Here is a 12,518-nt window from a genome sequence, read left to right as displayed (position 1 = left end):
GCTCACAAGAGCTGATGTTGGATTCAAAAGTGCGGACGGGCCATCTGCCCAATGGCTTCTCTTATTATATCCGCCACAATAATTCGCCGGAGAAAAGGGCTTTGTTCTATCTGGCCGTGAAGGCGGGTTCCATTCTGGAAACACATAAGCAACAGGGCCTCGCTCACTTTGTGGAGCATATGAGTTTTAACGGTACTACCCATTTTAAAAAAAATGAACTGGTAGATTACCTGCAAAAATCCGGGATTCGTTTTGGCGCTGACCTGAATGCTTATACAGGATTTGATGAAACAGTGTATAAGTTGCCTGTTCCCTCAGACAATCCGGTACTTGTGGCAAAGGCTTTTGAGGTAATCAGAGACTGGGCTCAGGAGGCGCAGCTGGAAACAGCAGAAATTGATAAAGAAAGAGGGGTGATACTGGAGGAGAAACGATTGGGCAAAGGTGCACAGGAGCGAATGCAGCGGGTGTACTGGCCGGTTATATTGAATCACTCCCGCTATGCTTACCGCATGCCTATCGGGAACGAACTGGTATTAAAAACATTCCGTCCGCAGGAAATCAGGTCTTTTTACAGGGATTGGTACCGGCCTGATTTGCAGGCAATCATCATTGTGGGAGATGTGGATGTGGATTTGATGGAGAAGCAGGTAAAGCTTCTTTTTTCCGACCTGAAAACTACGGCACGTCCGCGGGAAAGAACAGCTTACCGGATTCCGTTGACAGGGGAGTCACATTTTGTAAAAGTTACAGACCGGGAAATGGCATCTACCGAGGTGCGTGTTTTGATAAAGCACCAACGTGCTGCATTGAAAACCGTAAATGATTATCGTGCCTGGCTCGTAAGGGAAATATTTAACCGGCTGATGGCACAGCGTCTTTATCGCCTGAATATGTCTGCCACAGCTCCTTTTATCAAAGGAGAAATAGGCGTGGAGGAGTTTATAGGTGGTCTGGACAGTTACTCGCTGAATCTTTCTGCCCGGCCCGGAGCAATTGAACAAGGGTTTAAAGCGCTCTGGCTTGAAAACAAAAGAGCAGTGCAGTTTGGTTTTACAGAGGAAGAGATTGAGCGTGTTAAAAGGGATTATCTGACGGTAATGCGCGCTGCGTTCCTGGAAAAGGGAAAGCAATCTTCTGATGTGCTTATGAACGATTATCTCGGTGTGTTTCTTCATGAAAAAGCTGCGCCCGGGATAGAGGAGGAGTACCGCATTTCCAAGGACATGATACCTGCTATTTCCTCAAAAGAGATTTCGGAATATGCGAAGTCTGTGTTTTCTGCGGCCAACAGGGACCTGCTGTTGCTGGCGCCTGAGAAAGATGCTCATTTGCTGCCGGATAGCGCTGCTTTTGTAAGATGGATGGCAGAGGTGGAAAAAGCTGACGTTACGCCTTATCAGGAAGAAAAATCTGCGCTTGCTTTACTGGACAGTTTACCTGCACAGGGGGAAATTGTTAAGCAACTGTATGATGACACAACCCAAATAACTACACTGATACTTGGTAATGGTGCAAAAGTTATTCTGAAGCCGACTGCTTTCAGGGATAACGAAATACTGATAAGCGCTTATGCTGCCGGAGGAACTTCTCTTTATAGTGACAGTGACTTTCAGTCGGCTACAGAAGCCGCAAATATTATCCATTCATTTGGTGTGGGCAATCTTGATCAGAATGGCATACAGTCTTTTATGGCAGGTAAACAAATCTCGGTCAGCCCATTTATCACGGAGCGGGCCCAGGGAATCAGAGGGGCATCAACAAAAGAAGATCTGGAATCTGCGCTGCTTCTGATGCATGCTACATTCACAAGCCCGCGTATGGATACTACGGTCTTTAATGGAATGATGGCAAAGGCAAAAGCTTCTATGATGAACCGCTGGATGGATCCCGGACAGAACTTCCAGGATTCGGTATTAGCGGTGCTGGGAAAAAACAACATCAGACGTACGGGGCCTTCGCTTAAAAAGCTGAAACAGATACGTCCGGAAAGATCTCTGAGCATATACCGGGAAAGGTTTGCCGACGCTTCTAACTTTACGTTTCTGATAGCGGGGAGTATAAACGTAGACAGCATTCGCCCGCTGGTGGCAAAGTACATTGCCTCTTTGCCGTCGTTGTACAGGTTTGAACAGGCCCGTGATCTGGGTCTATCCATGCCGTCCGGTGTTATACGAAAAACGTATTACAGAGGATTAGAGAATAAAGTGGCTGTGAGAATAATTTACTCAGGTGCCTGCGATTTTACAATAAAAAATGCCCTGCACATTTCAGCGCTAAAAGAATGTTTGCAGATAAGACTGCTGGAGAGGCTACGGGAGCAGGAGGGTGGAGTATATGCCCCTGCCGTTTCCGCGAATGTTTCCAAACTGCCATCCGGCCGTTATAGCATTTCTATCGGATTTGGCTGTTCCACGGAAAATGTGGAAAGGCTGATTGCAGCTACCCGGGAAGAGGTTAGCCGCATGGTGCAGTATGGACCATCCAGAGAAAATCTGCAGAAGTATCAGGCAGAAGAACTGATGCTGAATGAAACGCAACTTACATCGAACGCTTTCTGGATGGGGTACCTTGAAAGGCAGGTGCAGAACGGAGAGGCGTTTGGAGAGATATACTCCTATCCTGAGATTATAAAGCGCATAACGCAGAAGGATATACAGGAAACAGCTGTTAAGTGTATGAATGGCTCCAACTATATGCAGTTTGTGCTGATGCCTGAAACTGAAAAGAACAATAATTAAATTTTTTGAAATGAAATATATATGCTTGTTAATGCTCGGTACGGTTACAGCTTTTCTGCAGTTATGCGCACAGCCTGGATGGTTGCATAAAGATTTATCTGATGATAGTTTGTTTGGAATCAGTACGCAAAAAGCATACAACTTACTGAAGGGGAAAAAAAGCACAAAGGTGATAGTAGCAGTCATTGACTCGGGTGTAGATACTACTCATGAGGATTTGAAAAGCGTTCTCTGGGTTAATTCCGGAGAAAAAAAAGGTAATAAAAAAGATGACGATGCTAACCTGTATGCGGACGATGTAATGGGGTGGAGCTTCCTGGGATCAGAAAAGGGCAATGTCCATTATGAAAATCTGGAAGTAACGCGTATGCTCCGGAACGCCAATCCTGCATTTGCTGTCAGGGGCCAGGTTCCGGCAGATACAACCGGCCTTGCCGCTTACCGGCAGCTGCGTATGCTGTACAACAGGAAATGGAAGGAAGCCAATGCAGCCCGGGCACGGGCGCTTGATATCGGCGGTTATTTTGATAGTATCTGCTCCCGCATCGGAAAATCTCCTTTCAGTCGTGACGATATTGCAGCATATGAGCCCCGGAATGAGGCCGAAGTTGGCATTAGAGGAATGATGATGGCTGCTTTTGATGAGGGTTATACGTTTGAGGAGTATCGTAAAGAGGTGGTGAACGACAGGCTGGAGGTGGCAGACAGGATGCTGAAGTACGCGCTGAATATGGACTACCGGCCGCGTTATCTGGTGGGGGACGATACTGCCAATGTGGTAGAACGTCAATATGGTTGCGCTGATGTTAACGGTCCCGACCCTGAGCATGGTACCCACGTTTCAGGTATTATTGGTGCAGGCAGGCTGAATGGGAAGGGGATAGACGGTATTGCAGACAATGTTGCCCTGATGACGATCCGCGCTGTGCCGGATGGTGATGAGCGGGATAAAGACATTGCCAATGCTATACGCTACGCCGTTGATAACGGTGCCCGCATTATTAATATGAGTCTCGGGAAGCCGCTTTCTCCGGATAAGAGGGTAGTAGACGAAGCCGTTAAGTATGCGATGGGCAGAAATGTATTGATTGTGCACGCAGCTGGCAACGATCATCTGGATCTTGATGTGAACGCCAACTTTCCTAACAGGCGGTATGCAGCTGGTGGAGAAGCCGGAGCATGGCTGGAAGTAGGAGCTTCGGCTTCAAAAGACAGCACCAACCTTGTAGCGTCTTTTTCAAATTACGGTAAACACACAGTAGATGTTTTTGCTCCGGGTACTGCTATTTACTCCTGTACCCCCGGCTCGGGGTATGCCTATCACGATGGTACCAGTATGGCCGCCCCCGTTGTGAGCGGGATTGCCGCATTGATAATGGAATATTTTCCCACACTGACTGCATTACAGGTGAAAGACATCATTATGCATTCTGTAGTGAAGCCATCTCATGATCTGATGCTGCGCGGAAGCCGTGTTGATCTTTCTTACCTGTGTATTTCAGGAGGAGTGGTGAATGCTTATCAGGCAATCAGGCTTGCATCTGTTGTTGCAGGTAACAGCGGGCGTTAACGCGCCGCTTTACCTGTATGAACAGAGGGTTTGGTTGTTGTAAGGGGATTCCGGATTACGCTTTTAATGCAGAAAGGCATACGGCAATAATATCCTCAAACACCTGTTTACCGGTATTGAATTTAACAGTTACCCGTATTCCGTTTAATGCATTAAAAACAAACCGTGCCAGTGCTCTGGCGGAATGTCTGGTTGTGATGGTGCCGTTCTCCTGGCCTTTCTTTATGACTTTCCGCGCAGCAGCATCAAAGTCTGCCATAATGTTGTTTACAATGTCTGCCACTTCTGTGTCAGACGCCGCGAGTTCCACAGCAGTGTTTACCATGAAGCAACCTTTAACAGAACCGCTGCCCAGCGCATCTGCTTTTACCGATTCAAAAAGCATGCGCAGCCAGGCTTCTGCATCCGGGGTTTCCGATGCCTCTTTCATGGTGCTGTCAAAGCGTTCTGTACGGTATAGCCTCAGTGCCTTTATAAACAGAGAGTGTTTATCTCCATAGGTATCATACAGGCTTGACCTGCTGATAGCCAGAGATTCCGTAAGGTCCTGCGCTGACGTGGCATTATATCCCTTCTCCCAGAACAGATTCATGGCATTGCGTAACACCAGCTCTTCGTCAAATACTTTACTTCTTGCCATATTACTGATTTCGGGAAACGAAAATAACCCCTTAACCGGAACAATTGTTCCGGTTAAGGGGAAAAATTAACCTCTGAATGGTTCGTTCACGGTAACGGCGCCGTCTATAACATATTCAGTGCCGGATATAAACGAAGCATCATCAGATGCGAGGAATACAGCAAGTTTCGCAACCTCATCGGGTTGTGCATAGCGTTTAAAAGGCATTTTTTGTTTCATAAAAACATCCATTTCTGCAATTGCGCTCTCCGGAAAACCTGCTTTCGCAGAAAGTGCGGTATCCACCATGCTGGGTAGTATGGAGTTGACGCGTATTTTCTTCCCCGCCAGTTCAATAGCGGCTGTACGGCTGTACGCGTTCAACGCTGCTTTGCTGGCTGCGTAAACGGCTGTTCCCGCCCCTACTGCGAAAGCGCTTACAGAAGATAAATGAATTACAGATGCGCCGTTGGCAAGCAGTGGAATAAATTTTTCTGTGGTAAATATGGCGCCTTTGAAGTTGACATCCATGATGCGGTTATACGAATCCTCAGTAAGGCTGCCAACAGGTTCTGCAAAGAATACTCCTGCATTTACAAAGAGTATGTCTACCTTACCATAAAGGTTCCTGACTTTTTCGGCAAGGGCTTCTGTTTCCTTTACATTAGCTGCATCGGCAACAAAACCGGTTGCATGCTCACCGAGTTCTTTTACTGCTGTATCAACCGCCTGCTGATTACGCCCTGTAATGATCACCTTTGCTCCTTCTGAAATAAACTGTTTTGCTGTTGCATATCCGATTCCGGAATTACCACCGGTGATCACTGCGATCCTGTCTGTAAGCCTGCCCATGTTGATTTTTTTTAATAATGGAATAAACGTTCCGTAAAGTTAGTGTAATTGGAATGAATGTTCCGTTATTGTTGTGGAATAATTATCAAACGGATGGGGGCTGGCTGGCTTTTATGCCGAGGTGTATCAGCTGTGCTATCTGATTGCGGATGAGATGGTATTTATAAGCATAGGAAGATTTAGTTTCCTGATGCATTTGCACGAATATCTGCAGCGCCTCCCGGAACTGCCCGGCGGTGATGTCGATGATACAGGGCTCTTTTTTTCTGAAAACCTCCAGCTGTGAAATATTTTTTTTCATGATCACCGGCAGAAAGTTCTGCTTGAACACGCAGATATATCCGCTTTGTACAGGCGCTGAAACTTGTTTGCCAACTGATACCTGGTTATGCTGATAGCTGATACACAACTTGTCTCCGTCATTGGAGAGCCAGATGATAAAACTATTGCGTACGGCTGTTTGCCAGGCTTTAAAGGGAATAGCAGGATATTCTTCCGGTTTAAAAACGGCTAATCTGGTAAAAAGCAATAATCCATCCCTGAACGGATCATTGCTTTTGGGGAAAGAAGTATTCATAAAAGACTGGTTTTACTTTCTCTCTTTATACAATACCATTCCTGCATGGTACAGGATACCGTTTTTAAAAACGCCATCAGCGGTAAAACCGGTATCATCTTTATAGTCAATTTTATTACCACTTACACGGTACGATCCCTGATAAGCGCTTTTCCGGTTCCCGCGGGCTTCGTCATAGCGGTTGCCGGGCAGCAATTCATGACGGATATAGCCATCGGCGGTTACCCACATACCGATATACTCCTTTGTAGATTCTATGGTCTGTTTGTCATTCATAGTAGTATTCTTTACAATGCCGGCAGAAAATGCGATCTGATCTGTTTGTTTCATAACGTTTGTTTTTGTTGTATTCAAATGTGATAACACAAAATTACTGCAGTTGTCAGGAGGCATGTTTGTAAGAAAATGACAAGAACTTACATAATTCAAACAATAAAAATTAAAAAACGCCAATTGTCTGGTTTTATAATTTTGACCTGCTACATAACTCATCATTATGACTGTTACAGAAACCTTAGAAGAATTTTACCGGCACAAGTTTTCCGGTACGCCATCAGACATTCAGCAGGAGATAGGGGACTTCAACGTCTTTGATATTGAAGAAACAGTAACCCCCGGTGGAGAAGTAACCATAAAATATGCAAGAAGGGACTTCTACAAAATCAGCCTCATCACCGGAGAAAACCTGTTTCACTATGCAGACAAAACGCTGCATGTGAAAGGCAGTTCATTGATGTTTTTTAATCCCAGAGTACCCTACCGGTGGGAAGCGGTATCAAAAGAAAACAGCGGATACTTCTGCATTTTTAAAGACGCATTTTTCGTGGAGAAGCTTAGAAGCAGTTTCTGTGATCTTCCGATGTTTGCTATAGGTGGTAAACCCTCCTATATACTGGATGAAGAACAAACAGCTTTTGCGGCGGGTATTTTCAGGAAGATGATAGCGGAAGTAAATTCCGGATACCGTTTTAAACAGGACCTCCTTGTAAGCTATGTAACGGAACTGATTCATTTTGCTATGAAAATGGAGGCCACTGAAACGCTTTTCCAGCCTAAGAACGCGAACGGCCGTATCGCTGCTGTTTTTAATGAACTGCTGGAGCGGCAGTTTCCCATCGCTTCCACCAGGCAGCGGTTTGAGTTGCGGTCTGCAAAAGACTATGCAGATCAGTTGTGTGTTCACGTCAATCATCTGAACAGGGCGGTTAAAGAAACGACCGGTAAAACAACCACTGCACTGATTGCGGAACGTCTGGCCTGCGAGGCAAAAGCATTGCTGAAGAATACCGACTGGCCTGTGGCAGAGATAGGGTATTGCCTCGGTTTTGAAGAGCCTGCTCATTTCAATACTTTTTTTAAAAAGCTCACAGAAACCACGCCGTCAAGGTTTCGCAACGCGGGTTAATCAGCCGTGCAGAAGGCCGGTGCCGCTCAGGCAGGTGCTGAAGCCGGAGATCAGTTCCATTCCCGTTTCCTTGCGGGGATGGAACTTACCGGGCACCCGTACCAAATAGTTGGTATCTTCGCAGGGTGTTGATGCAAACAATATGTCCTCTTTAGGTACCCTCAGTGATATAGAACTGGCTATTCGGCTTAAATCCGATGACGAACCGGCGTTTAGTGAAATCTACAGCCGGTACTGGGACAAGCTGTACATCATGGCCCGCAAAAGACTGAACGACAAGCGGGAAGCAGAAGAGGTGGTACAGGATATTTTCAGCAATTTATGGCGTCGCAGAGATCGGCTGGAACTGCAGAAAGGATTCAGTCATTATTTCGCCGCTGCTGTTAAGTTTGAGGTAATTAACCGGCTTGCCAGAAGGGCGAGAACAGGGGTAGTTGCTTCTGCGGATGCAACCGGTTATTCCGATATACCCGACATGGCAACGCTTCATACATTAGATTTTAACGAGTTATACGCCCGCTTCCAGGAGGCAGTTAATGAGCTTCCGGAAAAGTGCAGAATTGTTTTTCATCTGAAGCTCGAACACGGGTTATCCCAGAAAGAAATTTCCCGGCAGATGGACATCTCTGAAAAAACCGTTGAAGCGCATCTGGCCAAAGCAAGGAAAAAGCTGCGCGATGATCTTGGTAATATCTCCTCTTTTTTTCTTTGATTTTTTTACCCCGGCTAAGGGATTTTCTGTTTTTTACTGGCTGTAATGAAAGTGCAGTGGATGCATACCGTGAACAGGAACAAAAAGTTCTTTGACATTGTAATTAGTAATGAGCAGTTCTCCCGCAATCAACGATACATTTATCATGAACCGGATAGCAGTGTGCCCGGAACTGAGGATATAGCCGCCAAAAAAATGGTGCGGCAAAATGCCGCACCATGCTGTACTTACATTTTTTCCGGTGCAAGCTGTTTCAGCAGACCATAAAAGTCAAAATAGGAATCAGCGCGGAGGATGCAGCCGTCTTTCAAAACGTACACATCGCAGAAGTTTACCTGCATGGCTACTCCGGAAGGTTTTAATAATCCTGCGGGTGAATGGAAGTCACCTTTATGGGTGCCTCTGCCAATGCCCTGTGCAATAACTGTGTTGCCAAACGCAGTCAGGCTTTTTACTTCGCAGGTGGCATCCGGAAAGATACCGAACCAACTCACCCATGGGTCAATGATAGCATTTTTACCTGTTGTGGTATAGTTAAACGGAACATCCAGCCACTCACTGAAATCTGCTCCGAGATTCTGAATGTAGTCCAGGTTTTTATTGTTTACCGCATCATACAGGCCCTGGATAATCGCTGCATTGGAAGTACCTGCCGGGCGCTCTGTAACCTCAGTAAGCATCTGCGCGGAGAAAGGTTCTGTAAGCCATCCTTTGGTATCGCTTACAAATTTTTCCAGATGCGGGGTGTTGCAGTGCTGCTCAAAGGCGGCTGCATTTTTCCAGCTTTCCCGTACGTTAAACTGTAAAGGCTCATCTTCTGAACGGAAAATTTCATAGGCAATGATGCCGGGTTCATTCACGCTCAGGCGTTGTAGTGTAAATAGTGAGGCCTGTAGTGCATCGGCTGATTCCTGATCTTTTGCTTTTAATGTAACAAAGGCTGTTTTCATGTTATTGAGATTTAATGTTGGTAATGATGCGTTTAGTTTTTGCCGTAAATACTGTAATTCACAGGATACCAGGTATAGCGGTTATCTGATCTGCTTACTCTGCCCACACCTGGAAAGGAGATGTGACTGGCTGCAACGAGATAGCCGTTCTGCGCAGCATCGCTGTATGCCTGCTGCCGCCGGGTAACTGCCAGGGTTTTGTCAGAGTCATACGCTACGGTAATTGCCGGATTGCTGAACTGTACGGCTGCTACATGGATCAGATCACCCCAGAATGCCATCTTTTCTTCCCCGTCCCGGAGGGTGTAGATGGTATGTCCCGGTGTATGTCCGTTATACGCTACAGCTGATATGCCGGGGAACAGTTCAGTGGTGGAGTCAAAGCTATGCACCCTGCCTGCCGTTAGATAGGGTATCACCGCCTGATAGCCCGGTCGGTTTAAGCGGATGCCCCAGGTATCGTCTGCACGCGGTGTGGCATGTTGCTGCCAGAACGTAAGATCTTTCTGATGAATATGCAGCGTGGCATTCGGGAATGTTCGTCCGCTGGTATCTGACAATCCGCTTACATGATCTATATGAATATGTGTGATAAGAATGTCTGTGATATCTGCAGCGTTGTAGCCTGCATCGCGGAGATGCTGCAGCAGTTTCCCGCATCCGCTGCCCAGGTTTGAACCGGCACCGGCGTCAACCAGCAGTACGCGGGTGCCGGTATTGATCAGGTAGGCGTTGATAGATGTTTCTGTCGTGTCATTCAGGAATGCGCTGTGCAGTAACCTGCTCACTTCAGTGGAGTCAGCTTCTTTCAGAATGCTGTGCACATCGGCCGTGAAAGTTCCGTCGCTGAGGGCCACTACCTCAAACCTGCCAACGCGGATTTTGTAGTACCCCGGCTGATTCAGCGGTTTCCGGGCATGACCCCAAAGGCAGGCTGCCAGGAGGAGACAGGATAAAAATGATGATTGTTGTTTCATACAAAGAATTGTGTATCGGGTAAAGAAACTGCTGGTGGTATGGGTTGAAAAGCGCACCCGTAGCGGCTGTCACGGGCGCGCTGTCTGGTCATCCTGCCGGTACTACCAGGGTTGCTCTGTGGGCAGTATAAATATTTCTGATACGTTTACATGTTCGGGAGCCTGCAAAGCATACAGTACACTCTGTGCAATATCTTCCGGAGTCAGAAAGGTCATTTGTCTGGAAAGATCATCCATGTTCTTCCGGTATTTTGCATCCGTGATCTGATCATACAGCTCTGTTGCCACGGCACCGGGCTGCAGCGAAGTAACACGTATCTTGTACTTCGGAGCCAGTTCCATCCGCATGATATCAGAGAAGGCTGCAACCGCATGTTTGGTGGCGCAGTAAACACTCAGGCCGGTAAACAGTTTTCTGCCGGCTATGGAAGAGAGGTTGAAAATGTGGCCGGAATTCTGTGCCATCAGGTAAGGAAGAACCGCAGCAGTAGTGTTAAGTGTGCCCTTGATGTTTACATCTACCATCTTATGCCACTCATCTACTTTCAGGGTTTCCACATCAGATAAAGGCATAATACCGGCGTTGTTCACCAGAATGTCCATCTTTCCATACTTCGCGTACAGCGCTTCCACGCCTGCTTTAACAGCTTCCGGGTCGGTTACATCCATTTCAATAACAATACCATCTCCGCCCGCTTTGATGATGTCCTGAAGTATGCTGTTCAATTTGCCGGTACGTCTTGCAGCAAGGCCTACCCGTACACCGTTGGCAGCTAACAATCTGGCTACTCCCTCGCCAATACCACTGGATGCGCCGGTAATCAATGCAACTTTAGATGCTGTTTTCATAATTTATGGTTTTAATTATTAATGATGTAAAATTATCACGGGTCTGGTGCTACTGAATTATATCGTTCAAACGGATAATTACGAATTTCAAACAATGCTGTTCTGCCGGTAATAATCCGCAGATATTGCATCTATTGCAGCAACGGAATATCGTGGTTGATTTGCAGGAGCAACGAAGTATCGTTGTGGGGTGGGAAGGATATCATTAAGGCAGTTGGTTTTCATCCGGTTGTAAATATGGCATGCTGCTGGTGTAAGCGGAAGCTTTACCTAAACAGACATATCTGTCACGATGGAAGTACAATCTGATTATGTTATCCTGAGCGGAGGCAGTGGTATTGGTTATGCCTTTGCGATGCATCTTTTGTCAGAAAATATCGCTTTCACCCTGTTTGTTCAGTCGGATGAATATGTTGCGCAGCAGCTACGCTGTTCTCCGCTGGTATCGCTGGTGTATGGCAGTTATGAAGATCCTGTAGCACTTACGGGTGCTGTAAGGCATAAGAAGTATGTTTTCATGGGCCGGTGTTCCCGGCGCCTGATGCCCCTGAAGCACTATGCAATTCTAATGGCAAATATTATAAGTATTGCGGTACGGCACCGGTTGCTGCTGATTTACCCCGGTAATATATGTCAGTATGAGGGTGGTATGCTCATTACAAAGAAGACATTGCCGCGGCCGGTAACAGCGCTCGGAGATCTGGAAACCCAGATGGAGGACCTGTTATTACAGGCGGCCGTTGAATTACAATGCCGGGTAATGATTGTGCGTATTCCCGTGTTGTGGGGACCCAATGCAACGGACAGGGAGATTGAACAACTGTTCCTGCCTGGCAGAAGAAAAATGCCTGTGTGTTTTCCGGTAAATGCGGATGTGCTTATACCGTTTGCTTATGCCGGGGATGTGGCGGCATTTATTTTTCGTATGATTCAGATAGATGCTGCCCTGCCGTTCCGGGTGTTTCACTATGCTGGTGGTGTCCGGCTGACAGTAAGGGGATTCCGCGACCTGATAAGCCATGTTACCGGTATAAAAAGAAAGATAATTGTACTCAGCAGCTGGCAGATATATCTGCTGACGCTTTTTTGCCGGAACCGGTTGGCTGTGAGATGGCGGTTGAATTGTTTCAGTACATCGTATCAGCTGCATGCCAGCCTGGAGGAAGAGCAACCTGTTTTGCAAAACAGTAGTTCCTGGATGGAACCTGTACGGGAAACGATAAAATATTACAGTGCGCATTATGACAAATCACAGAGGTAACAGGA

At 46.7% G+C, this 12,518-nt stretch carries 12 protein-coding genes; 5 read left to right on the top strand and 7 right to left on the bottom strand.

The window, feature by feature from the left end; genetic code table 11:
- Positions 1–14 precede the first annotated feature (14 nt).
- The gene (locus IEY13_RS08595) at positions 15–2,741 is read left to right on the top strand and encodes a M16 family metallopeptidase (RefSeq protein WP_188951575.1); all 2,727 of its coding nucleotides are present in this window, start codon (positions 15–17) and stop codon (positions 2,739–2,741) included.
- 10 nt (positions 2,742–2,751) lie between these two features.
- A complete protein-coding gene (locus IEY13_RS08590; protein ID WP_188951574.1) occupies positions 2,752–4,311 on the top strand; it encodes a S8 family peptidase in 1,560 nt (519 codons plus the stop codon).
- A gap of 55 nt (positions 4,312–4,366) precedes the next feature.
- Here IEY13_RS08590 and IEY13_RS08585 read toward each other — a convergent pair whose 3' ends face one another.
- The 4 genes from IEY13_RS08585 to IEY13_RS08570 all read right to left on the bottom strand — a co-directional run bounded on the left by IEY13_RS08585 (position 4,367) and on the right by IEY13_RS08570 (position 6,689).
- Positions 4,367–4,951, bottom strand: a complete 585-nt coding sequence (locus IEY13_RS08585; RefSeq protein WP_188951573.1) for a TetR/AcrR family transcriptional regulator — start codon at positions 4,949–4,951, stop codon at positions 4,367–4,369.
- 66 nt (positions 4,952–5,017) lie between these two features.
- Entirely contained in the window at positions 5,018–5,782 is a 765-nt protein-coding gene (locus tag IEY13_RS08580; protein ID WP_188951572.1) for an SDR family oxidoreductase, read from the bottom strand.
- A gap of 85 nt (positions 5,783–5,867) precedes the next feature.
- On the bottom strand, positions 5,868–6,359 hold the full coding sequence (locus tag IEY13_RS08575; RefSeq protein WP_188951571.1) for a hypothetical protein: 492 nt from the start codon (positions 6,357–6,359) through the stop codon (positions 5,868–5,870).
- 12 nt (positions 6,360–6,371) lie between these two features.
- Positions 6,372–6,689 carry an Atu4866 domain-containing protein gene (locus tag IEY13_RS08570; protein WP_229687792.1) on the bottom strand — a complete coding sequence of 106 codons (318 nt, stop codon included), beginning with the start codon at positions 6,687–6,689 and terminating at the stop codon, positions 6,372–6,374.
- A 166-nt stretch (positions 6,690–6,855) separates the two neighbouring features.
- Here IEY13_RS08570 and IEY13_RS08565 point away from each other — a divergent pair, with 166 nt between their 5' ends.
- Entirely contained in the window at positions 6,856–7,764 is a 909-nt protein-coding gene (locus IEY13_RS08565; protein WP_188951570.1) for a helix-turn-helix domain-containing protein, read from the top strand.
- A gap of 142 nt (positions 7,765–7,906) precedes the next feature.
- Positions 7,907–8,476, top strand: a complete 570-nt coding sequence (locus IEY13_RS08560) for an RNA polymerase sigma-70 factor (protein WP_188951569.1) — start codon at positions 7,907–7,909, stop codon at positions 8,474–8,476.
- 227 nt (positions 8,477–8,703) lie between these two features.
- On the opposite strand, the gene IEY13_RS08555 is transcribed toward IEY13_RS08560, so the two are convergent.
- The 3 genes from IEY13_RS08555 to IEY13_RS08545 form a co-directional block, all read right to left on the bottom strand.
- On the bottom strand, positions 8,704–9,426 hold the full coding sequence (locus IEY13_RS08555; protein WP_188951568.1) for an ester cyclase: 723 nt from the start codon (positions 9,424–9,426) through the stop codon (positions 8,704–8,706).
- A gap of 32 nt (positions 9,427–9,458) precedes the next feature.
- Complete coding sequence (locus tag IEY13_RS08550) at positions 9,459–10,403, bottom strand: MBL fold metallo-hydrolase (RefSeq protein ID WP_188951567.1); 945 nt, start codon at positions 10,401–10,403, stop codon at positions 9,459–9,461.
- Between the two features lie 102 nt (positions 10,404–10,505).
- Positions 10,506–11,252, bottom strand: coding sequence for an SDR family oxidoreductase (locus IEY13_RS08545; RefSeq protein WP_188951566.1), 747 nt, complete (start codon positions 11,250–11,252; stop codon positions 10,506–10,508).
- Positions 11,253–11,544: 292 nt separating this feature from the next.
- Between IEY13_RS08545 and IEY13_RS08540 the strand changes: the two genes are divergently transcribed.
- A complete protein-coding gene (locus IEY13_RS08540; protein ID WP_188951565.1) occupies positions 11,545–12,513 on the top strand; it encodes a Rossmann-fold NAD(P)-binding domain-containing protein in 969 nt (322 codons plus the stop codon).
- Positions 12,514–12,518: the final 5 nt, after the last annotated feature.

The organism is Filimonas zeae (genome assembly GCF_014641615.1).
Lineage (GTDB): Bacteria > Bacteroidota > Bacteroidia > Chitinophagales > Chitinophagaceae > Filimonas > Filimonas zeae.
The sequence above is the reverse complement of the archived record's forward strand: the minus strand, read 5'-3'. Positions and strand labels throughout refer to the sequence as shown.